The organism is Streptomyces sp. V4I2, from assembly GCF_030817655.1.
Classification (GTDB): domain Bacteria; phylum Actinomycetota; class Actinomycetes; order Streptomycetales; family Streptomycetaceae; genus Streptomyces; species Streptomyces plumbiresistens.
In genome coordinates this window covers 3529110-3552820 of record NZ_JAUSZM010000003.1, presented here as the reverse complement: position 1 = coordinate 3552820, position 23711 = coordinate 3529110, and the positions used below count along the sequence as shown (strand labels likewise).

The window sequence follows — 23711 nt, the reverse complement described above, 5'->3', positions numbered from 1 at the left end:
GCTAGGAGAGTTATGGCAGAGCCGAAGCCCGTCCTGGAGATGACGGGCATAGTCAAGGAGTTTCCGGGGGTACGGGCTCTGTCGGGTGTCGACTTCCGGCTCTTCCCCGGCGAGATCCACGCCCTGATGGGCGAGAACGGCGCCGGAAAATCCACCCTGATCAAGGTGCTGACCGGCGTCTACTCGCTGGACAGCGGCACGGTCACCCTCGACGGCAAGTCCGTGCGGATCGGCAGCCCGCTGCAGGCGCAGCAGGCCGGCATCAGCACGGTGTACCAGGAGGTGAACCTCTGCCCCAACCTGTCGGTGGCGGAGAACATCTTCATCGGACGTGAACCCACCCGCTTCGGCCGCATCCAGTGGAAGCGCATGCGCCAGGAGGCCGCGGAGCTGGTCGACCGGCTCGGCCTCGACATCGACGTCACCGCGCCCCTGTCCTCGTACCCGCTGGCCGTGCAGCAACTGGTCGCGATCGTACGGTCGGTCGGCACCGGCGACAGCGACGGCTCGGGAACCGGCACCAAGGTGCTGGTCCTGGACGAGCCGACGTCCAGCCTCGACCGCGACGAGGTCCTCGAACTGTTCCGCCTGATGCGGCAGCTGAGGGACGAAGGCGTCGCGATCCTGTTCGTCTCGCACTTCCTCGACCAGATCTACGAGATCTGCGACCGGATGACCGTCCTGCGCAACGGCGCCCTGGTCGGCGAGCACCTGGTCAGCGAGCTCGACCAGGTCGGACTGATCCAGCTCATGATCGGCAAGGCCATGGACCAGCTGGAGGAGCTCCACGAGCACCAGCTGCACGCCGACGTCGGCGAGACGCTGCTCAAGGCGGACGGCCTCGGCAGGGTGGGCGGCGTCGCCCCCTTCGACCTGGAGATCAAGAAGGGCGAGGTCCTCGGCCTGGCCGGCCTGCTCGGCTCCGGCCGCACCGAACTCGCCCGGCTGCTCTTCGGCGCCGATCAGCCCGACAGCGGCAAGGTCACCATCGGCGGCAAGCAGGTCTCGATGAGCGCCCCGAACGACGCGATCTCCGCGGGCGTCGCGTTCTGTTCGGAGAACCGCAAGACCGAGGGCCTGGTACCCGAGCTGACGGTGCGGGAGAACATCATCCTCGCGCTCCAGGCGGCGCGCGGCTGGACCCGGCCCATCCCGGCCGCCCAGCGCGACGAACTCGTCGCCAAGTACATCAAGGCGCTGGACATCCGCCCCGCCAACCCCGAGGCCCGCGTCGGCCGGCTCAGCGGCGGCAACCAGCAGAAGGTGCTGCTCGCCCGCTGGCTCATCACCCAGCCGAAGCTGCTGATCCTGGACGAACCGACGCGCGGCATCGACGTCGGCGCGAAGGCGGAGATCCAGAAACTCGTGGTCTCGCTCTCCGAGGAAGGCATGGCAGTGCTGTACATCGCGGCCGAGCTGGAAGAGGTGCTCCGGCTCAGCCACACCATCGGCGTTCTGCGCGACCGCAAGCTCGTCGCACAGCTCGCCAACGGGCCCGAGATCACCCCCACCCGGATCCTGGAGACCATCGCGAGCGGAGAGCACCAGTGACCACCACTCCCCGATGGCGAGCGCTGACGCAGCATCACCTGTTCTGGCCGGTGGCCGTGCTGGTCGTCCTGCTGCTGATCAACGTTCCCTTCACCCCCGACTTCTTCTCGATCAAGATGACGGACGGCCACCTCTACGGCAGTCTCGTCTCGATCGTGCTGTTCGGCTCGCCGCTGATCCTGGTGGCGGTCGGTATGACCCTGGTCATCGCCACCGGCGGCATCGACCTCTCGGTCGGCGCCGTGGTCGCCATCACCGGAGCCCTGACCTGCTCGTACATCAGCGACCGGTCCGACCAGGACGCCCTGTCCGGAGTGTTCCTGGCCATGGGCATCGGCCTGGTGGCCGCGGTGGTCTGCGGGCTGTGGAACGGCTTCCTGGTGGCCCGGATGGGCATCCAGCCCATCATCGCGACCCTCATCATCATGGTCGCCGGACGAGGCGTGGCCCAGCTGATCACCGACGGCCAGATCATCACCATCAACAGCGAGCCGTACAAGCTGATCGGCGGCGGCTACTGGCTGACCCTGCCCTTCTCCATCTTCGTGGTGGCCGCGGTCGTGGCCGTCACCGTGGCACTGACCCGCCGTACGGCCCTCGGCCTGTTGGTCGAGTCGGTCGGCGGCAACGCCGAGGCCAGCCGCCTGGTCGGTATCAGGTCCCGCCGCATCAAGATCATGGTGTACGTGTTCTGCGCGCTGTGCGCCGGCATCGCGGGCCTGATGATCAGCTCCAACACCTCGGCCGCGGACGGCAACAACGCCGGTCTGTGGATCGAGCTCGACGCGATCCTCGCCGTGGTGATCGGCGGCACCTCGCTCCTGGGCGGCCGGTTCTCCATCGGCGGCACGGTGGTGGGCGCCCTCGTCATCCAGACCCTGACCACCACGATCTACACCATCGGCGTGCCGACCCAGACCAACCTGGTCTTCAAGGCCGCCGTCGTCATCGTCGTCTGCCTGCTCCAGTCCCCGAAGTTCCGCGCCAAGGTGTTCGGCGCCAGGTTCGGCTCCGGACCGGGCGCGAACGGAAGCGGCACGTCGGCCGCCACCCCGGCGGACACCACCCCGACCACCGCGGCAGCCCCCAAGATGGAGGTGTCGTGATGAGCGCGACCACCCAGACCCCCAAGGCCAAGGCCCCGGACAGTCGTACGACGTCCAGGGGCGCCCAGCTGCTCGGCGACCGGCGCCTGCCCGTCCTGGTGACCGCCACGCTCTTCATAGCGATGTACATCGGGGGCCTGAGCCGCTACGCGAACTACGGTTTCGGCGAACCGCAGGTCTTCCTCAACCTCTTCATCGACAACGGCTACCTGCTGGTCGCCGCCGTCGGCGCCACCTTCGTCATCCTGTCCGGCGGTATCGACCTGTCCGTCGGCTCCGTGATCGGCTTCACGACCATGCTCACCGCGTGGCTCGTGGAGAAGCAGGGCCTGCCCATCCTGGTCGTCATCCCCATCGCGCTGGGCGTGGGAGCCTTCGGCGGCTTCCTGATGGGCTATGTGATCCACAACTTCGAGATCCAGCCCTTCATCGTGACCCTCGCCGGCCTCTTCCTCTTCCGGGGCCTGTGCCTGGTCATCAGCAAGGAGTCGATCGCCATCGACGACTCCTCGGTGAGCAGCATGGCCCAGGCACAGGCGTCGCTGGGGATGGGCTTCCTGTCGGTCGGCGCCATCGTCGCGCTCGTCGTCCTCGCCGTGGCGTTCTACGTCCTGCACTACACGCGCTTCGGACGGCGGGTGTACGCCATCGGCGGCAACGAGCAGTCGGCCATGCTGATGGGCCTGCCGCAGGGCGGCACCAAGATCGCCGTGTACACGGTGAGCGGCTTCTGCTCGGCCCTGGCCGGCCTCCTCTTCACCCTGTACATCCAGTCCGGTGACCCGCTGCACGCGACCGGCATGGAACTCGACGCGATCGCCGCGGTCGTCATCGGCGGCACGCTGCTGACGGGCGGCTCCGGCTACGTCCTGGGCACCCTCTTCGGCGTCCTCGTCCTGGGCCTGATCAAGAGCATCATCCAGTTCGAGGGCACGCTCAGCTCCTGGTGGACGAAGATCGCCACCGGTGTGCTGCTGTGCGCGTTCATCCTGATCCAGCGCGCCATGACGACCCGTAGGAAAACCTGAGCCGAGGGCGCCGAAAGGACGGCCGAAAGGACGGCCGAAAGGGACGCTGTCACGCCGGAGCGGTCCGACGCACGTACGCCGTGCGCCGGACCGCTCCGGTGTGTCGGAAGATAGCGGGGAATGGCGGGGCTTGCCCTCAACTGGGCAAACTCGACTCGCCAGTTCCGCACGGAACCTTCACAGAGATCTCTAGGAGCGCTCCCTGTGCGGAACCTAATATTCCCGCGTCATGGACTACTGCCTCCCGTGCCGACGGCACCTCAACGGCGCCCTCGCCTGCCCGGGGTGCGGCACCTCAGCCGAATCCGTCCGCGCGTACGCGACGCAGCAGCCCGCGCCGGCCGAGGCCGTGGCACCGGGCGGAGCCGGGGCGTACCAGGCGTACGGGGCCGACGGGACGTACGGCGGCGGATACGCGGACGGGTACCCGAGCGGGGGCGCGGGCGCGGCGTACGAAGGCGGCCACGCGGCTGAGGCGTACGGGGGTGGCGGCCAGGCTGTCGGCCCCTACGGGGACGCTCAGGGGACGGCTGCGGGGAACGGAGACGCCTCCTCCGGGGTCGCGAGCGCGAGTGGCGACGGTGCTGACGGCGACGACACCGGCACGGCCGGGACCGAGGCGGCCGCTCACCGGTCCGAGGCGGTGGCGGAACCCTCGGGCGGGCGGGCGGCCCGAAGACGCGCGCGAGGACGTGGCGGCCGGGGCGCGGTAGTCCCCGAGGACGCCGAAGAGTACGACGACCACGACGAAGACGCCGACGACGACACCCGGGACGACGGCCCCGCGGGCGGTGCGAGCCGACGCGACCGAAAGGCCGCCGCGCACCGGCGCCGCCGCCGCCGGACCCTCCTGATCGCCGCCGGCTTCGTGCTGGCGGCCGGCGGGCTGAGCCTCGCGGAACTCGGCATGGACGCCCCGGGCTCCAGCCCGAAGCCCGCGGCGGCCGGCGGCGAGTCCGCGGACGGCGCGGCGACGGAGGTGAGCGAGTCGGCCAAGGCGCGGGACGGCGAGGCAGGCACCGGAGCGAGCGCGTCGGACTCGGCCTCCCCGACCGCGTCGGCCTCCCCCTCCGCCTCGGAGTCCGCGAAGGACGACGACACGAAGAAGGACGAGGACGACTCCGACAAGGACGCCCAGTCGCCCACCAGGGACCCGGGCACGTCCCCCACCACCGCGGACCCCGCGCCCCCGGCACAGTCCCCGACTCCCACGACGGACCCCACGACATCGGAACCGACCGCGAACCCGTCACCGTCGGAAACGTGCAACCGCTTCTTGTGGTGGTGCACCTAGGGCTCAGGGCCTGTCCGACGGGCCCAGCGGCCTTCCGGGCGCCTCCGGCGCCCTGCAAGCGGGGTGTGGTGCGCGACTAAGACCCCTGCTCCAGCATCCGCCGCAGCAAATCCCGCAAAGACTGCCGTTCCTCGTCGGACAGTCCGGCCATGGGCTCCCGCGCGAAGCGCAGCCCTTCCCGCAGCTCCCGGGCGACCCGCCGCCCCTCATCCGTCGCGGCCGCCACCTTCACCCGGCGGTCCGCCGGGGCCGCCCGGCGCTCGACGAGTCCGCGGGCCTCCAGTCGGTCGACGATGCCCGTCACGTTGGACGGCTCGCACTTCAGCTTCTGGGCCAGCTTCCGCATCGGCAGGGGCTCCAGCGACAGCAGGCTCAGCAGCCGCGCCTGCGCTCCGGTCAGCGCGTGCTCCGCGGCCGCCTCCTCGTAGTCCTCGTAGAAACGCGCCACGACGTCACCGATCAGCTCGACCACCTCCATGGTCAACGCGTCGGGCCGGCGGGTTTTCTCGGGTGTGGCCATGGGATCCAGGGTACCCCGTTACTTGACATCCTGAAATGTTCAGGAGCATGGTTGTTTCAGGCACTGAAGTATTTTGAGGAAGGCCGGTTCCATGTCCGACACCCGCACACTCCCCGCCGCAAGCCGCGAATGGCGTCTGCTCAGCCGCCCCGTCGGCTGGCCCAAGCCCGAGGACTTCGAGCTGGCCGAGGCGGAGATCCGGCAGCCCGGTCCCGGCCAGGTGCTCGTACGCAACGCGTACCTCTCCGTCGACCCGTACATGCGTGGCCGGATGAGCGACGCCAAGTCCTATGTGGCCCCCTTCGAGCTGGGCAAGGCCATGCAGGGCGGTGCGGTCGGCGAGGTCGTCGCCTCGCAGGCCGAGGGCATCGCCGTCGGCGACCACGTGCTGCACTTCGGCGGCTGGCGCGAGTACGCCACCTTCGACGCCCAGCAGGCGGTCAAGGTGGACCCCGAGGCCGCCCCGCTCTCCACGTACCTCGGCGTCCTCGGCATGACCGGCCTCACCGCCTACGCGGGCCTGCTGCGCACCGCCGCCTTCAAGGAGGGCGACTCGGTGTTCGTCTCCGGCGCGGCCGGTGCCGTCGGCAGCCAGGTCGGCCAGATCGCCAGGCTCAAGGGTGCCTCCCGGGTCATCGGCTCGGCCGGTTCCGACGAGAAGGTCAAGCTCCTCGTCGAGGAGTACGGCTTCGACGCGGCGTTCAACTACAAGAACGGCTCGGTCGCCCAGCAGCTCCGCGAGGCCGCCCCGGACGGCGTCGACGTCTACTTCGACAACGTCGGCGGCGACCACCTGGAAGCCGCCATCGGGCAGCTCAACCGCGACGGCCGGATCGCGGTCTGCGGAATGATCTCGGTCTACAACAACACCGAGCCCGCCCCCGGCCCGCGGAACCTCGCCCGCCTCATCCAGACCCGCGGCCGCATCGAGGGCTTCCTCGTCAACGACCACGCGGACCTCCAGCCGCAGTTCGTCCAGGAGGTCGGCCCCTGGGTCGCCTCCGGCGCGCTCAAGTACCGCGAGACGGTCGTCGAGGGCATCGAGAACAACCTGGAGGCGTTCCTCGGCGTCCTGCGCGGCGACAACACCGGGAAGATGATCGTCAAGCTCTGATCTACGGGCACGTCTGCCGGACGTTCGTTGCGGCGCAGGCCGCACCCCTGGACATGGGGTGCGGCCTCCGTCGTACCGCGTCAGGCCGCCAGCGCCGCTGAGTGCACGGACCTCACGAACCGTTCGTTCTCCGGTGCCGCCCCGCCCGGGAAGGCCATCCGGCGGCGGGTGTAGCCGTACGCCAGCCCGCTGCGCGGATCGGCGAAGGCCTGTGAACCGCCCGCGCCGCTGTGCCCGAACGTCCCGGCACCCAGGAACGGATGCCACATGTCGGCCGTCGCCTGGAAGCCGAGCCCGTACGACTTGTGCGCCCGGGCCACCAGGTCGTACCCGGCCGAGTGGATCTGCCCCACCTCGGCCACGGTGTCCGGCTTCAGCAGCGGCGGCCGCCCGTCCACCTCGCTGATCGCCGCCGCGTACATCCCGGCGAGCCCGCGCGCGGCGGCGACCCCGCCCGCCGAGGCCGGTCCCTTGGCGCGTACGGCACGGGAGTTGGCGTAGTCCACCAGGTCACCCGCGTTCGGCACGTGCTGGTTGAAGGCGATCGAGGACAGCGTGTGCGGACCGGTCTGCACCGAGTCCAGCAGCGCCTGTTGCGTCGCCGTCGGGGTCATCGGCTGGACCGGGCGGTAGCGGGGTTCCAGTGCCTCGGGCAGCCCCAGGAAGAAGTCGAGCCCGTACGGGACGCGGATCCGCTCCTCGTACACCTCCTGGAGCGTACGGCCGGTGGCGCGCCGTACGACCTCTCCGGCGAGCGCGCCGATGACGAGCGCGTGGTAGCCGAACGCCGTGCCCGGCCGCCAGAACGGCCGCTGGTCGGCGAGCCGTTCGGCGACCAGCCGGTCGTCGGCCAGCTCCTGCGCGGTGAACCCGGCGTCGAGCCCGACCACGCCCGCGCGGTGCGAGACCAGCTCGCGCAGGGTCAGCGCGCCCTTGCCCTCGGCGCTGAACTCCGGCCAGTAGTACGTCACCTTGCGGTCCAGCTCGAGCGTGCCGTCCTGCACGAGGAGCGCGACCACGAGGTGGGCGGCACCCTTGGTCGAGGAGTACACGCCGTAGAGGGACCCGGCGTCGGCGCCGTCGCCCGTCCACAGGTCGACGACTCTGCGGCCGTGCACGTATGCGCACAACTGCCCCTCGTAGTCCGGTCGTTCCCCCGCCGCGAAGGCGGCGAACTCCTCGCGCACCGCCTCGAATCCGTCCGCGACGGTGCCGTGGATCTCGTGTGTCATCCGCTCTCCTCACCTGTACCGCCACGCGCCTGCGCCACTGTGAACAGCGCGCGTGCCACCTGCGCGAACTCCCCCTTCGGATGGTCCCGGAAGAGGGGCTCGGTGCCGAACAGAACGGCCCCCGAGCCACTGACGACCGAGGCCTGCCCCGCCGCCTGGGCGGGACCGCCGGAGCCGTCCTCCAGCGCTCGCCAGTGCCCGGAGACGAGCGGGTTACCGGTCCCGTAGGTCTGCTCCACCCGGACCCCGGGGCCGAGGTCGGTGAACCAGACGGGCGCGTACACGAACCCGTGCTCCGGCGCACCTGCCGTCACCGGTCCCGAATTCACCACCCGCACCACACCGTTGGCGTCCCCGTTGCCCTCGACCGGCTTCGCCGCCAGCAGCCCGGCGGCGGTGCTCAGCTCGGCTCCGGTGACCCCGCGCCCGACGAGCCCGTGCCCGCTGTCGAGGAAGGCGTCGAGGGCGGTACGGGCGGTCGTGTTCAGGGCGCCGTGGTCCAGCCCCGCCGACACGAACAGCACGTCCGCCGCCGACCAGTCGAAGCCCGCGTTCAGCACGGCCGTGGAGACCGGCGTGACCTCGAAGTTCATCTCCCGCAGCGCGAACAGTTCACCGGGCGTGACGGCCGCGGCCACCCGCAGCCGGTGCAGCTCGGTCGTGCCGGTCACCTTGGTCGCGTCGAAGGCGACGTCGTACGTCCGCGCCGCCGCGGCTGCCTTCGTCCGCGCCGACGCCGGCACGATCGCACTGCCGTCCGCGGACCGCCGTACCGGAACGCCCTGCTGGAGAAGGGAGTTGACTGCCGCGATCTCCTGCGGGTCGTCGAGCCGCAGCCGCAGGTCGCCGCGCGGGGCGACGTGACCGACCGGCGCGGCCTCGTCCACGGTCCGCAGCGGCAGGCCCGTCAGGCCGCCGGAGGTCACCGGCTCGACCGTGGCGCCCCACAGGCGGCCCAGGCTCCAGCCCGAGATGTCGTACATCACCGAGACCTTGTCGCTGATGTCCGTCCCGTCGGCGAGCAGCACGTTGGCGAGCCCTCGCTTGGGCTGGTGCATGTCGACGACGTAGGAGCCCTTCGTGTACGACCGTCCCGCGAGCCGGAAGTCGCGGGCGGCGCGGGTCACCCGGACGTCGTTGGCGAGGAGATGGTCGACGAGCCGGGCGGCGGCGGCGGACCCTCCGGGGATGACATACGCCCGCGGGAAGTCGGTGGTGTACACGTCCTCCGGACCGATGCCCGGAACGCCCGGCACGGTCTCCTCCGAAACCGGCACCTGGGCCGCGCCCGCCGCCCCGCGCCGGAAGACCTCGATCTGGTCGGCGACCAGCGACGCGCGGTTCGTCCGGACGAAGTCGAGAGTGGCCCGGATGGCGGCACCGGCCACGTCCACGTTGATCGCGGACCGGCGGCGCAGTTCGCTCTCCGGCAGGCTGGTGTAGGCGGCGTTGTTCACCGCCAGCGGGATCTCCACGGTGTGCGCGGCGACCGTGCCGTGGAAGGCCGCGTACTGCGGGGTGAAGATCGGCGGCCAGTCGTCCCAGCCCTCCTCCTGGTCCCGGAAGGGGATCTGCGCGGGCCGCACGCCGTCCTTCGCGGGCGTGTAGCCGAGGCCGTTGACGGCGGACTCCATGCGGAGGGCGTTGGCGTAGGTGTTCTTCAGGAACAGGTCGTACTCGTAGTTCTCGCCGTGCGGGGGAGTGGTGGGCTCGATGAGCGTGCCGTTGACGTAGCCGTGCAGGTCGAGCATGACGGCCGGCTGCTTGTCGATCTCGATCTGCCGCATCGCCCGCACCTCGGGCTGCGAGGCGGTGACGAAGTCCCGGTTCATGTCGAAGCCGTTGGCGTTGGCGCGGGTGCCGGCGATACGGCCGTCCGGGTTGGCCGTGATGTTGAAGTACAGGCGGCTGTGCGCGAGGAGGTCCTTCGTCTTCGCGTCGTTCGCGGTCGCGAGCTGCTCGACGATCCTCAGGGAGGCGTCGGTGCCCTCCCACTCGTTGCCGTGGATGTTGTTGTTGAAGAAGACGGGAGTCTTGTAACCCGCCTTGACCGCCGGGTCCTTGGCGGCCCTGCCCGGCACGCTCTCGATCAGCTCGCGCATCCGCTCCTGGGCGCGGGCCTGCCGGGCGCTCTCCGGGGCGGTCACGGTCACGAGGTAGAGCCGGTGCCCGCCGGCCGAACGGCCCGCGACCTCGACGCTCACGCGGTCGCCGAGCCGTTGCAGGGCGTTCAGCTTCGGGGCGATCCCGTGGTACGGGGTGAGGCCGAGCTTGATGGACCTGTCGGCGGGGTTCTCCGGGTCGGGGGTCAGAACCTGTTCGCGGGGATAGCCGCGCCCGGTGCCGGTGGTCGGGCTGCCCTGACCGGTGAGGGCCCGTTCGGCGGCGCTCTCGGGGGCACGGGCGGCGCGGTTGTCGACGGCGGGGCCCTCGCGGGTGACGGGGGGCTCGGGCTCGGGCCTCGCGACGGCGGTGTGGGGGGTGAGCAGGAGTGAGCCCGCCGTGGTGACGGCGAGGGCGGTGATCAGAACAGGTCTCGCAGGAACGGTTCTCGTGGTGCGCACGCGTACCTCCTGTGGGGCTTCCTGTGATCGGTACGGCGAGGTGTACCTGTTCGACTCAACCGCAACAAGAGGGAGTCGGAGTCGCTGACACCCCGGACGGCTCGTCACCGGTGGTCGGCCGGGGGCGCATTGGGGGTGCGGAGTGGGCATGCTGAGGGCGGAACACCCCGGAGTTCGGCGCCGGCCCAGGCGTGTGAGACGAGGAGAGAGCTCGTGGCCACGATCCCTTCGCTCCCCAGCAGGGACGACGTACTGCGCATGGCCCGCAACACCACCGACATCACCGGCCAACTCCTCGACACGGCCGGGAACATCACCAGAATCGCCATCAACACCTTCGACCCGCGCGACGGTTCGGGCAGCGAGGCGCTGCGCGTCCTGCGCGAGACCACCGCGGAACTGGCCGAGGCGAGCGAGTCTCCGCAGGCCCAGGAGGCGTTCTACCGGATCGTCGACACGCTGATGCGGCTGGGCACCTCCGGGGCGCCGCTGGCCGTGCACCCCGTGAGCGAACCGGCCCAGGCGCTGCTCGCGGCCCTGGGCGACAGCCTGCTGCCCGTCCTGGACGCCGTGGAGCCGGCCGTGGAGGAGTTCGCGGCGGCGCTCGGCGACCTGGTCGAGGCGGCCTCGCCCCTGCTGCCGGCGGCGGCTGGACTGGCCGCCGGTGCGCTCCTCGCCCTCACCCCGGTGATCCGGGCGGCGGCGGACGTACTGGAGGAGTCGAACCCCGAACTCCGCCGCATCGCCGATGCGCTGACGACCGCGCTGGCCCCGCTGTTGCCGCTCCAAGTCGCCCTCGCGGAACGCGCGGCCGCCGCCGGTGCCAACGTGGTCCGCACGACGCTCGCCCCGCTGGCCGACCTCACGGAGGCGGCAGCGGCGACGACGAAGGCGGCCCGCCCGGTCCTGATCGCCGGCGAGGAACTCCTCGTCTCCGGCCTCGAACACCTCCAGCCGCTCCTCCTGACGAGCGCGTCCCGAGCGGGGCGCTTCGCGCGGGCGGCGGCGGTACGGGTGTCGGCGGCGGTGTCTCCGGCGGCGGAGCGGGGGGTCGTGGTGGCGGTGACTCCTGTGTGACCCGGCGCCGGGGCGCCATCCGGCTCGGCTGGTCAAAAGGTGACCGACAACCTCCCGATAGAGTTCCCCCATGCGCGATCTCGGGGCGGGATTCAAGTACCTCATGGAAGGCCAGCGTTGGGTGGCCCGGCACGGCAAGCAGTTCGGCTTCGGCCTGCTCCCCGGCCTGATCACGCTGGTCCTCTACGCGGCGGCCCTGGTCGCCCTGGCCCTCTGGGGCGAGGACTTCGTGACGTGGGCGACCCCGTTCGCGGACGACTGGTCGAGCCCGTGGCCCGGCCTCTTCCGCGGCTTCCTGACCGCCGTCCTGTTCGCCCTGGCCCTCCTCCTCTCCGTCATCACCTTCACCGCGGTCACCCTCCTGATCGGCCAGCCCTTCTACGAGAACCTCTCCGAGAAGGTCGACCGGGACGTCTCGCCGGACGGCACCGCCCCCGAGTCCGGCCTCCCGCTCTGGCGCGAGCTGTGGATCTCGGCCCGCGACAGCCTCCGCATCCTCGTGCGGGCCCTGCTGTGGGGCGTCCTCCTCTTCGGGCTCGGCTTCATCCCGGTCGTCGGCCAGACGGTCGTCCCGGTGATCGGCTTCCTTGTCACCGGCTTCTTCCTCACCCAGGAACTCACCTCCGTCGCCCTCCAACGCCGCCGCGTCGAACTCCGCGACCGACTCGCCCTCCTCCGCACCCGCAAAACCCTGGTCTGGGGCTTCGGCACCCCCCTCGCCGTGTCCTTCCTGATCCCCTTCGTCGCGGTCTTCCTGATGCCGGGCGCGGTAGCGGGCGCGACACTGATGGCCCGGGACCTACTGGCCGAGGAGACGCCTCCTGTCAGCCCGTCCGAAGGCTCTGTCAGCCCGTCCGGCGTTTGAGGACGAGGCCTTCGGGCCGAAAGCGGGGGTCTGGGGGCGCAGCCCCCAGGGACGGGACGGGAAGGGGCGGAGGGGGCGAAAACACCCCGACGCCCGCCCCCATGACCGGACACCTACACAGCCGATGTCTCTTCCACAGCCACCCGCACAATCCCCGTCACCTGCGCGATGATGTCCACCCGGTTCCGCACGAACTCCGCATCCGTCACCGCCCCGCCGGCCGGATCCGTGTTCCCCGCCCCGAACTGCAGCACAGGCGTATGCACATGCCCACCCGGCAACACCTCGTGCAACCCCAGCCGGTCCCGCAACAGCGTGGCCCGATAGGCGATCTCGTTGGACAGATAGTTCCCGCCGCCCCCGGCCCGCGCGGTAGACCCCGGCGTCGGCCCGTCCGCCCGCACCACGGCCTCCGTACCGCCCGCCGGAATCTCGGTCACACTCGTGTTGTCGTACACAGGAAACCGCCCGGTCTCAGCTCCCACGATCGTCGCGTACGGCAGCGTCGTAGAGGTCCACTGCGGCTGCGAGGCCGGATCGCGGACCGGCACGGTCTCGGTCCTGCCGATGTTGTCGTTGTCGGGGAACCCGCCCCGCCAGGCCCCGTTGGTCCGCTCGACGTCGAACCGCCCCACGCGCCCCTGACTCACGGTGGCGAAGAGATCCACCTGCCGCAGGTACGGCCGCAGCGTCCGTTCCACCGTGCCGTCCGCGAAGTCCTGCCAGCGCACCGGGAAGACGACGGTCTCGACCCGTGCCGGCCCCTCCGCGGTCTCGATCACCGTGCCGTCGAGCGCCAGCGCGGTCGCTCCCGACGGGTTGGAGATCCGGATGTCCCGGTCCAGCGTGAACGGATCGAAGCCGGTGACAAGGACCCGCTTGATCCCGTCGCCCCGCGGATACCGCACAGCGGTCTGCCCGCGTGACGTCCGCTCCAACTCACCGAGCAGGGCGCTGCGTCGGTCGTCCGTCAGCCCGAACCGCGGCTCCCACGTCCGCACGTCCCGCGTCATCCCCAGCCGCGCCCAGTACAGCGGCCGGTCGTCGTCCCGACTGAGGTCACCGCCCACCGGCCCCCGCCCCTGCGCCCGCCCGACGGCCCGCCGCCACAGCGCCGACCCCTCCCGTACGACGACCCGCCGCGCCTCGGCGTAGGAGCGCGCCGCGGCGAGCTCCCGGGCGAACTCCGCGGTCACGGCGTCGAATCCGGAACGCCGGAGGATCTCCTGCGGTACGGCCCGGTCGAGCCGCTGCTCCTCGACAGTGGGTGGGAGAGCGGTCTCGGCGGCGGACGCCTGGGTGGGGGCCGCCAGCCCGGCCACCAGGGCCAGTCCGAGTACGCCGATCCGAACACGTATGGAATTCAAGGAAGTTCAGGTCCTTCCGTCGCTGTGGGGCGCATGGGGTGCGAACGGCCGCAGTATCGCGTGACGGAAGTGGTCCACGCCATGGGGTCAGGAACTGCTGCCCGTTTCATGAGCATGAGTGCCTTCTGGTGAGCGTGAGTGAGTGCCCGTGCTGAACGCGGTTGTTCCGCTGTGTGTCAAGGGGCTCCTGCGGCCTGGGGTGTGTTGTGGACCTTCGCTCTTGGGAGGGGAACGGGAGTTCTTGGGTCGAATGGGTGACCTTTGCGGAGGCTGCTCGTTGACTGCCGTGACGGGGCTCTTCGGCCGGACGGGGGTGAACGGGTGAGCGCACTACGGAAGTTGGCGGCGTCGTTCGTGGTGCCCGGCCCGGCCGGGGTGGCGATCCGGGACCGGCTGCGGGTGAGCGAGTCGGACGCGGCGGTCCTCGCCGAGGTGGGCATGTTTCTGGGGTCGCTGGCGGCGGGTGATCTCGCGGAGCGCTCCCGGCAGGGGCTGGCGCATGACGCGGCCGCGTGGGCGGTGCGCAAGCGGGCGCTGACGGGGAGGTCGTCGGCGCGGTGGGCGGGCAGCATCACCAAGGCTACCCATGACCAGTGGGCGCTGGCCCGGCGCGGCCAGGCCGCCCACCTGGCCTGGCTGCACAAGCAGATCGCCTCCATCGAGGCGCGGCTGGCCCGGCCGCTGGGCGCCAAGGCTGACAAACACGAAGGCCTGGCGCGCGGCTATGCCACGCGTGGTGAGTGGCATGCCAAGTCCCGCCGCCTGCACACCCTCAAGGACCGGCTGGCTTTGGTGGAGGCGGACTGGGCGGCGGGCCGGGTGCACGTGGTGCGCGGCGGCAAGCGCCTCGCGAACACCCGCCACCACCTTGAGGCGGCCGGACTGAGCGAACAGGCATGGCGGGAACGGTGGCGGGAGGAGCGGATGTTCCTGACCGCCGACGGCGAGTCCGGCAAGCGCTTCGGCAACGAGACCCTCCGCGTAACCGACACCGGACAGATCTCGGTCAAGCTCCCGGCCCCGCTGGCCCACCTGGCCAACGCACCGCACGGCCGCTACCTCCTCGACGCCACCGTACGGTTCCAGCACCGGGGCACGGAGTGGCTGGACCGGATCACCGCGAACCGGGCGGTGGCCTACCGCATCCACCACGACACCGCGCGCGGCCGCTGGTACATCACCGCGTCCTGGCAGCGCGCCGCCGCCCCCGTCCTGCCGCTCAACGCGGCGCTGGCGCGGGGGGTGGTGGGGGTCGACATGAACGATGACCACTTGGCCGCCTGGCAGTTGGATGTGCACGGCAACCCGGTCGGCGAACCACAACGGTTCTTCTACGACCTCACCGGCACTGCCGAGCACCGGGACGCACAGATCCGGCACGCCCTGACCCGGCTGCTGCACCACACCCGGCGCTGCGGGGCCGCCGCGATCGCCATCGAGGACCTCGACTTCACCGACGGCACCAGCCGGGAGAAGCACGGCCGCAACAAACGCTTCCGCCGCCTGCTGTCCCGCTTCCCCACCGCCAAGCTCAGGGCCCGGCTGGTGTCGATGGCAGCCGAACAGAACCTGGCCGTCGTGGCGGTTGACCCGGCCTACACCAGCCGGTGGGGTGTCCAGCACTGGCAGAAACCGCTGACCACCCCGCGACGCAAGATGTCCCGGCACGATGCGGCGAGCATCGCGGTCGGGCGACGCGCCCTCGGACACCCGATCCGGCGACGGACGGCACCGCCCCACCCCGACCAGAGTGATCGTGGTGGGCATCGGACCGCCCAGGCCCGACCGGACACCCGCAGGCGTGAGGAAACCCGCCCCCACATTCCCGGACCGCGCACCGGATGCGTGCCGCCCGGTGGTGGAGCGAAAGCGGGCGACCAGGGTGCCCAACACCGTTCGGAGCACCCGGCTGAGCAGCAGTCCTGGCAACAGGACTCACAGTGATGATTGCGGTGGCACCGCTCGGAGGTCTGACTCAAGGACTCACTGGCGCTTCGGCTGTCTGTCGGGAGAACCGTCGGCCTGTCGGGCGGTGCCACCGCGCGCGTGCCGGTCAGGCGTTCGTGACCTCATAGGAGCCCGGCCAAAGGTCCCATCACTGTCTTGTCCGTCCGCCCGACCGGCGCGTGCCCTCCCTGATGCGTCGTACGGAAGGACAGCACGTCCAGCATGGCAGCAGATGAGATAGCGGTCATTGGCGGGATCGACACCCACACCGACCTGCACCAGGCGGCCGCGATCGACACCGTGGGCCGGCACCTGGCCACCGAGCCGTTCCCGACCGGTCCCGCCGGCTATGAGCAGCTGCTCCACTGGCTGCGTTCGCACGGCGAGGTTCTGGCGGTAGGCATCGAGGGCACCGGCGCCTACGGGGCCGAGATCGCCCGTTTCCTGACCACAAAGGGTGTCACCGTCATCGAGGTCGACCGACCCGACCGCAAGGCCAGGCGGGACAATGGCAAGTCCGACCCGGTTGACGCCTACGCCGCCGCGACCGCCGTGCTGTCCGGCCGGGCCTCGGGCATTCCGAAGACCCGCAACGGGATCGTGGAGGCCATCCGCACCCTGCGGGTGGCCCGCAGTTCGGCCGTCAAGGCCCGCACCCAGACCATCAACCAGATCCGCACGCTCATCATCACCGCACCGGCCGCGGTGCGCGAGAGGCTGCGCGGCCTGGCCACCGGCGAGCTGATAGACGCCCTGGCCCGGTCCCGGCCCGTGGGCGACCTGGCGGATCCGGACTGCGCGGTCAGGATCACGCTGCGACGGCTCGCCCGCCGCTGCCAGCGGCTGGAGGAGGAAATCGCCGAAGCCGACGCGGACCTGGGCCCGCTGGTCACCCGGGCCGCACCACGGCTGATCGCTCTGCCCGGCGTCGGCCCCGAGAGCGCGGGCCAGCTGCTGACCACCGTCGGCGACAACCCGGACCGCCTGCGCTCGGAAGCATCCTTCGCCCACCTGTGCGGTGCCGCCCCGCTGCCGGCCTCCTCCGGCCGCACCAACCGGCACCGCCTCAACCGGGGCGGAGACCGCCAAGCCAACCGGGCCCTGCACACGATCGTGCTGGTCCGCATGCGCCACGACCAGCGCACCCGCGAGTACGTCGCCAGACGCACCGCCGAAGGCATGACCAAGAAGGACATCATGCGCTGCTTGAAACGGTTCGTCGCCCGCGAGGTCTACCAGCATCTACCCCGCCCTCACATCACCGCCGAACAGCTCAAACAAGCCGCTTGACGGTCTATAGGAGCTTCTCCCACTCAGTCTTCAGGAACGGTTCGTACGAAATCCAGGTGAGCCGCTCCATCACGGACCGTAGGCTCACCGCGACGATTACAGTAACGTCTGATCCGGGACACGTTTCTCCCATGAACCAGCCCCGGCCCGGGACCTGACCTCTGGGCCGGGGCTCATCACGTCCGACAGGCGGAAAAGCCCGGCGTCTATCGAGTGGAAAACCCGTACACCGTCTCCGAGCGGTACACCTCGCCCGGCCGCAGCACCGTGCTCGGGAACTCCGGGCGGTTCGGGGAGTCGGGGAAGTGCTGGGTCTCCAGCGCGATGCCGTCGCAGGGCGCGAAGGGCTCGCCGAGGTGGTCCGCGGTGTACAGCTGGAGGCCGGGCTCGGTGGTCGCCACGGTCAGCACCCGGCCGGACGCCGGGTCGTACAGCTCGGCGACCTCCACGGGCCCGTCCGTCACCCCCTTGTCGAGCACGAAGTTGTGGTCGTACCCGGAACCCACCTTCCGCGCCTCCCGGAAGTCGAAGCGCGTGTCCGCCACCTCGTCCAGGACGCCGGTCGGGATCAGGTCCGCGTCGACCGGGGTGAACCGGGAGGCGGCGATCCGCAGTTCGTGCCCACCGGCGTTCCCCGACCCGCCGAGGTTGAAGTAGCTGTGGTTGGTCAGGTTCACGACGGTCGGCGCGTCCGTGACCGCCTCGTACGCGATCCGCAGCGCACCGGCCTCGTCCAGCGAGTACGTCGTCGAGACCTCCAGACGCCCCGGGAAGCCCTCCTCGCCATGGGCGCTCACCCGCGTCAGACGCACCCCGTGCTCGACCGGCGTCACGTCCCACACCCGCTTGTCGAAGCCGCGCTCGCCGCCGTGCAGGGAATTGGGCGGGTTGTTGAGCGCGAGCGCGTACGTCCGGCCGTCGAGCGGGAAGCGGCCGCCCGCGATCCGGTTCGCGTACCGCCCGACCAGGGCGCCGAAGTACGGGTCCGGGTGCGTCACATAGCCGTCGAGCTCCGGGAACCCGAGCACCACGTCCGCGGCGTGCCCCTCCCGGTCCGGGACCTCCACCGACTGCACGATCCCGCCGTACGACAGGATCCGCACGCGGACGCCGGCCCGCTCCAGGGTCCAGCGGTGAACAGGCGTGCCGTCGGAAAGTGTGCCGAAGAGTTCGTTCATGTGCGGAACTTTAAGTCACGACCTGTGCGTCACGCCTTCTTGCCCGTCACCGTGCGATAGGCGATCTCCGCGAGCCGCGCCTGGCCGTTCACACTCGGATGGAACCAGTCCCAGTGGCTGAGCTGGTCGGTCCCGAACCGGAAGTCGTACACCGCGCCCTCGTCGAAGCGGCAGTGGCGGTCCTTGGCGCAGACCTCCTCCAACACCTCGTTGTACTCCTCCACCCGCTGCTGCACGGTGTCCCGCCGCTCGGTCGCCGCGGCGTCCAACACGTTCGGGTCCGCCAGCATCGACGGGCAGATGCCCAGCTGCCACACCCGCGTGCCCATCGGGTTCGTACGACCCTGGGACCACAGCCGCTTCAGGTTCGGCACGCTCGCCACGTACACCTGTGTCTTGGGCGAGGCCGTGCGCAGCGTGCTCAGCGCGTCCTCGAAGTCGGCCCGGAAGTCGGCCACGGACGTCATCGCCGAGACGCTGGCCCGGCAGGCGTCGTTCGCCCCCGTCATCACCGCCACCAGCGCCGGCTTCTGCACAGCCGCCCGCGTCATCTGACCGGGCAGGTCCGCCATCCGCGCCCCGGTCACCGCGTAGTTCCAACTCCGCTCGGCCGCCTTCGCCCTTCCCAGCAGCCGTACGGCGAGACTGTCGACCTTGGCACTGCTGCCGGTCGCCCACGACACCTCGGGGCAGTCCGACAGCACCGAGCACGCGTCGAAACCGCGCGTGATGGAGTCCCCCACGGCGGCGATCGATGCCGGGCTGCTGTCCCAGTCCGGCGTCGGCTTCGGGGACGGCTTCGCCTTCTGCGCCCCGGTGCCGCTCGGCCCCGGCGAGTCGCCACCGACGGCGTCACAGCCGGTGACGCCCAGAACGGCCGCCGCCAGGACGGCGAGAACGGCGCGCGAGCGGTGGCTCTGCTTCCGCATCCGGTGGTGATCCCCTCGGTCGTGAAAAAGCTCGTCCTCCCATAACAACGCGCGAGAGTTCCCGACGCCCACCGCGCAACGGTTCGCACCCGTACTGGCGTCCTGCCGAGTGAATGGCGGGGGTTTCACGGCACTGGGACCGACGGTACGTCACACTCCTTGCGCCGCCGCACGGTAGCCTCGCCATCAACGTGGCTGCCCGGCCACTGCCGTCAGCCAGTTCGCAAGATGTCCCGCTCTGCCCGGAGGTCCCGGTGACGACACGTGGAGTTCTGTACGTGCACTCCGCGCCGCGCGCGCTGTGCCCGCACGTCGAGTGGGCCGTCGCCGGGGTGCTCGGCGCACGCGTCAACCTCGACTGGATCCGGCAGCCCGCCGCGCCCGGCACCTGGCGCTCCGAGTTCTCCTGGCAGGGCCAGGTCGGCACCGCCTCCAAACTGGCCTCCGCGCTGCGAGGCTGGCACCTCCTCCGTTTCGAGGTCACCGCCGAGCCCTGCGCCACCGCCGAGGGCGAGCGCTACAGCTGCACCCCCGAACTCGGCATCTTCCACGCCGTCACCGGCATCCACGGCGACATCCTGATCCCGGAGGACCGCCTGCGGGCGGCCCTGCTCCGCTCCCAGCGCGGCGAGACGGACCTGGAGGCGGAACTGTCCAAGCTCCTGGGCAAGCCCTGGGACGACGAGTTGGAGCCGTTCAGGTACGCCGGTGAGGGAGCCCCGGTCCGCTGGCTGCACCAGGTGGTGTGAGGCTTTCAGGGGCGCGGGGCTGTATCGATATGCGGCTCCGCCGCGTGGGCGCGACCAGCCCAAGACGGCCCGCACCCGACCACGAACAGACACCAGAACGGCGAGTGGCCCGCCCCCAACCCGGGGTGCGGGCCACACGCCGTTCACGGCAAGGCTCAAACAGTCCTGAACGCCAGCACCACGTTGTGCCCACCAAACCCGAACGAGTCGTTCAGCGCGGCAATCCGCCCCTCGACCGGCAGCTTCCGAGCCTCACCGCGCACGATGTCCGCGTTGGCCTCGGCCTCGGGGTCGAGGTTCTCGATGTTGATGGTCGGCGGAGCCACCCGGTGGTACAGCGCGAGCACCGTCGCCACGGTCTCGACACCGCCCGCGCCACCGAGCAGGTGACCGGTCATCGACTTGGTCGCGGAGACCGCCATGTGGTCGGCGTCGTCGCCGAACACCTTGCGCAGCGCCTTCAGCTCCGCCACGTCACCGGCCGGCGTCGAGGTCGCATGCGCGTTGACGTGCATGATCTCGGCGGGGTCCAGGTCGGTGCGGTCCAGCAGGTTCTGCAGGGCGTGCGAGATGCCCCGCCCCTCCGGCTCCGGCTGCACGATGTCGTGGCCGTCGGCGGAGATGCCCTGTCCGACCGCCTCGGCGTACACCCGCGCCCCGCGCTTGGCGGCGTGCTCGGCGGACTCCAGGACGATCACGCCGGCGCCCTCGCCGAGGACGAAGCCGTCGCGGGCGAGATCGTAGGGACGTGAGGCGCCCTGGGGGTCGTCGTTGTTCTTGGACATCGCCATCATGTTGCCGAACGCGGCGATCGGCAGCGGATGGATGGCCGCTTCCGTGCCACCCGCGACGACGATGTCGGCGCGGCCGGAGCGGATCATCTCGATGGCGTAGCCGATGGCCTCGGCGCCGGAGGCGCACGCGGAGACCGGCGTGTGCACGCCCGCACGGGCGCCCACGAGCAGACCCACGTTGGCGGAGGGACCGTTCGGCATCAGCATGGGGACGGTGTGCGGGGAGACGCGGCGGACGCCCTTCTCCTTGAGCACGTCGTACTGGTCGAGGAGGGTCGTCACGCCACCGATGCCGGAGGCGATCACCGCACCGAGCCGGTCGGGGTCGACAGTGGTGTCTTCCCCGGCCCTGGCTTCGAAACCGGCGTCCTTCCACGCCTCCTGGGCCGCGATCAGCGCGAACTGCGCCGAACGGTCCAGTCGGCGGGCCTGCGGCCGCGGAATGACCTCGGTCGGTTCCACGGCCACCGGCGCGGCGATGCGGACCGCCTGCTCGGCGGCCCACTCCTGCTCCAGGGCCTTGACACCGGAACGTCCGGCGACCAGGCCCTCCCAGGTAGAAGCTGCGTCGCCACCCAGCGGTGTGGTTGCGCCGATACCGGTGACGACCACGGTGCGATTGGTCGAGCTCACGGGAATTCTTTCTCCAACGGATACGAGGATTAAGCGGCGCCACCGCCGGGTGGCGGGGCCAGGATCCGGGGCTGGGATCAGCCCTGGTTCTTGAGGATGTACTCGGTCGCGTCGCCGACCGTCTTGAGGTTCTTGACGTCCTCGTCGGGAATCTTGACGTCGAAGCGCTCCTCGGCGGCGACGACGACCTCGACCATGGACAGCGAGTCGACGTCCAGGTCGTCGGTGAAGGACTTGTCCAGCTGGACGTCCTCAACCGGGATGCCGGCGATCTCGTTCACGATGTCGGCGAGACCGGCGACGATCTCTTCCTGAGTGGCGGCCATGTCAGGCGCTCCTTCGTAGTGATCCAGAGGGTGTGGCTCCCGCCGCGTGAGCGGCAGGTGGTGCATTTCCCGCACCGGACCGCATGATCCGGCACGGAGTGCCTAGGGGAGGGTAACGACCGTCGCGGCGTACACGAGACCCGCCCCGAAACCGATGACGAGCGCGGTGTCGCCGCTCTTCGCCTCGCCGGTCGCCAGAAGCCGCTCCATCGCGAGCGGAATCGAGGCGGCCGAGGTGTTGCCGGTGGTGCGCACGTCACGCGCGACCGTGACGTGCTCCGGCAGCTTGAGAGTCTTCACCATCGAGTCGATGATCCGCTCGTTGGCCTGGTGGGGAATGAAGACGTCCAGGTCGGCCGGGCTGATCCCGGCCGCGTCCAGCGCCTGCTGGGCGACCTTCGCCATCTCGAACACGGCCCAGCGGAAGACCGCCTGGCCCTCCTGCGTGATCGCCGGGAACTTGTCCTTGGAGCTGTCGTACTCGGTCCAGGCCACCGTCTGCTTGATGGTGTCGGACTTGTCACCCTCCGAGCCCCAGACCGTGGGTCCGATCGCGGGCTCCGGTGAGGGACCCACCACGACCGCGCCCGCGCCGTCCCCGAACAGGAAGGCCGTGGCCCGGTCCTCCAGGTCGGTCAGGTCGGACAGCCGCTCCACGCCGATGACGAGTACGTACTCCGCCGAGCCCTCGACGATCATGCCCTTGGCGAGGGTGAGGCCGTAGCCGAAGCCCGCGCAGCCGGCCGAGATGTCGAAGGCGGCGGCCTTGTTCGTGCCCAGTTTGTCGGCGATCTCGGTGGCGACGGCCGGAGTCTGCTTGAAGTGCGACACGGTCGAGACGATCACGCCGCCGATCTGCTCGGCGGAGATCCCGGCGTCGGCGATCGCCTTGCCGGACGCCTCGATCGACATGGCGGCGACGGTCTCCTCGTCGTTCGCCCAGTGCCGGGTCTCGATGCCGGAGCGCGAGCGGATCCACTCGTCGGACGAGTCGATCGTCTCGAGGATCACCTCGTTCGGCACGACCCGGGTAGGACGGTAGCCGCCCACACCGAGGATCCGCGCGTACGGGGCGCCCTTGCTGGGCTTGATCTTCGACATGCTCTCCAGGCTCCTTGTCAGGCACCCGCCGCGTCAGCGGCAGATGTAACCGTCTCGGCGATGAGCTCGCGAGCAGCGTCGAGGTCGTCGGGGGTCTTGAGCGCCAGGGTCTTCACACCTGGCAGCGCGCGCTTGGCGAGGCCGGTCAGCGTGCCGCCGGGGCACACCTCGATCAGGGCGGTCACGCCGAGCGCCTTGAAGGTCTCCATGCACAGGTCCCAGCGGACCGGGTTGGCGACCTGGCCGACCAGCCGCGCGACGATCTCCGCGCCCGTGGCGACGGCCCGGCCGTCCTTGTTCGAGACGTAGGCGACCTTCGGGTCGGCGGGCGTCAGGGCCTCGGCGGCCTTCGCCAGCACGTCGACCGCGGACGCCATGTGGTGCGTGTGGAAGGCGCCGGCCACCTTGAGCGGGACGACCTTGCGGACGCCCTCGGGCTTGTTCTCGTTCAGCACCGCGAGCTGCTCCAGCGTGCCCGCGGCCACGATCTGGCCGGCCCCGTTGACGTTCGCCGGGGTCAGACCGAGCTTCTCCAGATGCGCGACGCTCACCTCGGGGTCGCCGCCGAGCAGCGCCGACATCCCGGTCTCGGTGACGGCGGCGGCCTCGGCCATCGCCAGACCGCGCTTGCGTACGAGGGTCAGCGCCGCGGTGTCGTCGAGCACACCCGCGAAGACGGCGGCGGTGATCTCGCCGACGCTGTGGCCCGCGACGGCGCCGGGCACGATGGCGGCGCCCGCCGCGTCAGCGGCTGATGTGGCAGTACCGAGTGCCGCGGCCGACAGGATTCCGGCCGCGACAAGGAGCGGCTGGGCGACAGCCGTGTCCCGGATCTCGTCCGCGTCGGCATGCGTGCCGTAACGGGCGAGGTCCAGTCCGATGGCGTCGGACCACGCGGCGACGCGGTCCGCGGCACCGGGGAGTTCGAGCCAGGGGGTCAGGAAGCCGGGCGTCTGGGCGCCCTGGCCGGGAGCGACGAGTACGAGCACTCTCACACTCTCTCTTGTGGACGGCCACGACCGCCCGTGGGGACAAGGACGAAGAAC

General features: G+C 70.6%; 20 protein-coding genes. 10 read left to right on the top strand and 10 right to left on the bottom strand.

Going from position 1 to position 23711, the window contains the following annotated elements; genetic code table 11:
• Positions 1-12 precede the first annotated feature (12 nt).
• The 4 genes from QFZ76_RS17020 (at position 13) to QFZ76_RS17005 (ending at position 4979) form a co-directional block, all read left to right on the top strand.
• Positions 13-1551, top strand: coding sequence for a sugar ABC transporter ATP-binding protein (locus QFZ76_RS17020; RefSeq protein ID WP_307674543.1), 1539 nt, complete (start codon positions 13-15; stop codon positions 1549-1551).
• Positions 1548-2657 carry an ABC transporter permease gene (locus tag QFZ76_RS17015; protein WP_307674542.1) on the top strand — a complete coding sequence of 370 codons (1110 nt, stop codon included), beginning with the start codon at positions 1548-1550 and terminating at the stop codon, positions 2655-2657. The genes QFZ76_RS17020 and QFZ76_RS17015 overlap by 4 nt, the downstream gene beginning before the upstream one ends.
• Entirely contained in the window at positions 2657-3685 is a 1029-nt protein-coding gene (gene yjfF / locus QFZ76_RS17010) for a galactofuranose ABC transporter, permease protein YjfF (protein WP_307674541.1), read from the top strand. The genes QFZ76_RS17015 and yjfF overlap by 1 nt, the downstream gene beginning before the upstream one ends.
• Positions 3686-3914: 229 nt before the next feature.
• A complete protein-coding gene (locus QFZ76_RS17005; RefSeq protein ID WP_307674540.1) occupies positions 3915-4979 on the top strand; it encodes a hypothetical protein in 1065 nt (354 codons plus the stop codon).
• A gap of 76 nt (positions 4980-5055) precedes the next feature.
• On the opposite strand, the gene QFZ76_RS17000 is transcribed toward QFZ76_RS17005, so the two are convergent.
• Complete coding sequence (locus QFZ76_RS17000) at positions 5056-5499, bottom strand: MarR family winged helix-turn-helix transcriptional regulator (RefSeq protein ID WP_307674539.1); 444 nt, start codon at positions 5497-5499, stop codon at positions 5056-5058.
• Between the two features lie 91 nt (positions 5500-5590).
• Here QFZ76_RS17000 and QFZ76_RS16995 point away from each other — a divergent pair, with 91 nt between their 5' ends.
• Positions 5591-6613, top strand: a complete 1023-nt coding sequence (locus tag QFZ76_RS16995; protein ID WP_307674538.1) for an NADP-dependent oxidoreductase — start codon at positions 5591-5593, stop codon at positions 6611-6613.
• Positions 6614-6693: 80 nt separating this feature from the next.
• Here the strand turns inward: QFZ76_RS16995 and QFZ76_RS16990 are convergent, their stop codons facing one another.
• Both QFZ76_RS16990 and QFZ76_RS16985 read right to left on the bottom strand, forming a co-directional pair.
• Positions 6694-7845: a serine hydrolase domain-containing protein gene (locus QFZ76_RS16990; RefSeq protein ID WP_307674537.1), complete on the bottom strand. Its 1152-nt coding sequence runs from the start codon at positions 7843-7845 to the stop codon at positions 6694-6696.
• On the bottom strand, positions 7842-10409 hold the full coding sequence (locus QFZ76_RS16985; protein ID WP_307674536.1) for a M14 family zinc carboxypeptidase: 2568 nt from the start codon (positions 10407-10409) through the stop codon (positions 7842-7844). Before QFZ76_RS16985 ends, QFZ76_RS16990 begins: the two co-directional genes overlap by 4 nt.
• 213 nt (positions 10410-10622) lie before the next feature.
• On the opposite strand from QFZ76_RS16985, the gene QFZ76_RS16980 reads away from it, so the two are divergent.
• A complete protein-coding gene (locus QFZ76_RS16980; protein WP_307674535.1) occupies positions 10623-11486 on the top strand; it encodes a hypothetical protein in 864 nt (287 codons plus the stop codon).
• Positions 11487-11556: 70 nt separating this feature from the next.
• A complete protein-coding gene (locus QFZ76_RS16975) occupies positions 11557-12351 on the top strand; it encodes an EI24 domain-containing protein (RefSeq protein WP_307674534.1) in 795 nt (264 codons plus the stop codon).
• Positions 12352-12464: 113 nt separating this feature from the next.
• On the opposite strand, the gene QFZ76_RS16970 is transcribed toward QFZ76_RS16975, so the two are convergent.
• Positions 12465-13718 carry a pyroglutamyl peptidase gene (locus tag QFZ76_RS16970; RefSeq protein WP_307674533.1) on the bottom strand — a complete coding sequence of 418 codons (1254 nt, stop codon included), beginning with the start codon at positions 13716-13718 and terminating at the stop codon, positions 12465-12467.
• Between the two features lie 321 nt (positions 13719-14039).
• Between QFZ76_RS16970 and QFZ76_RS16965 the strand changes: the two genes are divergently transcribed.
• Both QFZ76_RS16965 and QFZ76_RS16960 read left to right on the top strand, forming a co-directional pair.
• Complete coding sequence (locus QFZ76_RS16965) at positions 14040-15662, top strand: transposase (RefSeq protein WP_307674532.1); 1623 nt, start codon at positions 14040-14042, stop codon at positions 15660-15662.
• A gap of 225 nt (positions 15663-15887) precedes the next feature.
• The gene (locus QFZ76_RS16960) at positions 15888-16955 is read left to right on the top strand and encodes an IS110 family transposase (RefSeq protein ID WP_307672140.1); all 1068 of its coding nucleotides are present in this window, start codon (positions 15888-15890) and stop codon (positions 16953-16955) included.
• A 206-nt stretch (positions 16956-17161) separates the two neighbouring features.
• On the opposite strand, the gene QFZ76_RS16955 is transcribed toward QFZ76_RS16960, so the two are convergent.
• Both QFZ76_RS16955 and QFZ76_RS16950 read right to left on the bottom strand, forming a co-directional pair.
• Positions 17162-18133: an aldose epimerase family protein gene (locus tag QFZ76_RS16955; RefSeq protein WP_307674531.1), complete on the bottom strand. Its 972-nt coding sequence runs from the start codon at positions 18131-18133 to the stop codon at positions 17162-17164.
• A gap of 29 nt (positions 18134-18162) precedes the next feature.
• Positions 18163-19062, bottom strand: coding sequence for an SGNH/GDSL hydrolase family protein (locus QFZ76_RS16950; protein WP_307674530.1), 900 nt, complete (start codon positions 19060-19062; stop codon positions 18163-18165).
• Between the two features lie 254 nt (positions 19063-19316).
• On the opposite strand from QFZ76_RS16950, the gene QFZ76_RS16945 reads away from it, so the two are divergent.
• The gene (locus QFZ76_RS16945; RefSeq protein ID WP_307674529.1) at positions 19317-19811 is read left to right on the top strand and encodes a DUF3145 domain-containing protein; all 495 of its coding nucleotides are present in this window, start codon (positions 19317-19319) and stop codon (positions 19809-19811) included.
• Between the two features lie 155 nt (positions 19812-19966).
• On the opposite strand, the gene fabF is transcribed toward QFZ76_RS16945, so the two are convergent.
• The 4 genes from fabF to QFZ76_RS16925 all read right to left on the bottom strand — a co-directional run bounded on the left by fabF (position 19967) and on the right by QFZ76_RS16925 (position 23654).
• Positions 19967-21238 (bottom strand): beta-ketoacyl-ACP synthase II, encoded by a 1272-nt coding sequence (gene fabF, locus QFZ76_RS16940; RefSeq protein ID WP_307674528.1) that lies wholly within the window; start codon positions 21236-21238, stop codon positions 19967-19969.
• A 77-nt stretch (positions 21239-21315) separates the two neighbouring features.
• Positions 21316-21564, bottom strand: coding sequence for an acyl carrier protein (locus QFZ76_RS16935; protein WP_030796760.1), 249 nt, complete (start codon positions 21562-21564; stop codon positions 21316-21318).
• A 102-nt stretch (positions 21565-21666) separates the two neighbouring features.
• Positions 21667-22665 (bottom strand): ketoacyl-ACP synthase III, encoded by a 999-nt coding sequence (locus QFZ76_RS16930; RefSeq protein WP_307674527.1) that lies wholly within the window; start codon positions 22663-22665, stop codon positions 21667-21669.
• Positions 22666-22682: 17 nt separating this feature from the next.
• The gene (locus QFZ76_RS16925; protein WP_307674526.1) at positions 22683-23654 is read right to left on the bottom strand and encodes an ACP S-malonyltransferase; all 972 of its coding nucleotides are present in this window, start codon (positions 23652-23654) and stop codon (positions 22683-22685) included.
• Positions 23655-23711 lie beyond the last annotated feature (57 nt).

Bases quoted from the DNA above. Each gene is read 5' to 3' on its own strand.
- QFZ76_RS17020 (WP_307674543.1), top strand. From the start codon at position 13: ATGGCAGAGCCGAAGCCCGTCCTGGAGATGACGGGCATAGTCAAGGAG.
- yjfF (WP_307674541.1), top strand. From the start codon at position 2,657: ATGAGCGCGACCACCCAGACCCCCAAGGCCAAGGCCCCGGACAGTCGT.
- QFZ76_RS17005 (WP_307674540.1), top strand. From the start codon at position 3,915: ATGGACTACTGCCTCCCGTGCCGACGGCACCTCAACGGCGCCCTCGCC.
- QFZ76_RS17000 (WP_307674539.1), bottom strand. From the start codon at position 5,499: ATGGCCACACCCGAGAAAACCCGCCGGCCCGACGCGTTGACCATGGAG.
- QFZ76_RS16995 (WP_307674538.1), top strand. From the start codon at position 5,591: ATGTCCGACACCCGCACACTCCCCGCCGCAAGCCGCGAATGGCGTCTG.
- QFZ76_RS16990 (WP_307674537.1), bottom strand. From the start codon at position 7,845: ATGACACACGAGATCCACGGCACCGTCGCGGACGGATTCGAGGCGGTG.
- QFZ76_RS16975 (WP_307674534.1), top strand. From the start codon at position 11,557: ATGCGCGATCTCGGGGCGGGATTCAAGTACCTCATGGAAGGCCAGCGT.
- QFZ76_RS16960 (WP_307672140.1), top strand. From the start codon at position 15,888: ATGGCAGCAGATGAGATAGCGGTCATTGGCGGGATCGACACCCACACC.
- QFZ76_RS16955 (WP_307674531.1), bottom strand. From the start codon at position 18,133: ATGAACGAACTCTTCGGCACACTTTCCGACGGCACGCCTGTTCACCGC.
- QFZ76_RS16950 (WP_307674530.1), bottom strand. From the start codon at position 19,062: ATGCGGAAGCAGAGCCACCGCTCGCGCGCCGTTCTCGCCGTCCTGGCG.
- QFZ76_RS16935 (WP_030796760.1), bottom strand. From the start codon at position 21,564: ATGGCCGCCACTCAGGAAGAGATCGTCGCCGGTCTCGCCGACATCGTG.
- QFZ76_RS16930 (WP_307674527.1), bottom strand. From the start codon at position 22,665: ATGTCGAAGATCAAGCCCAGCAAGGGCGCCCCGTACGCGCGGATCCTC.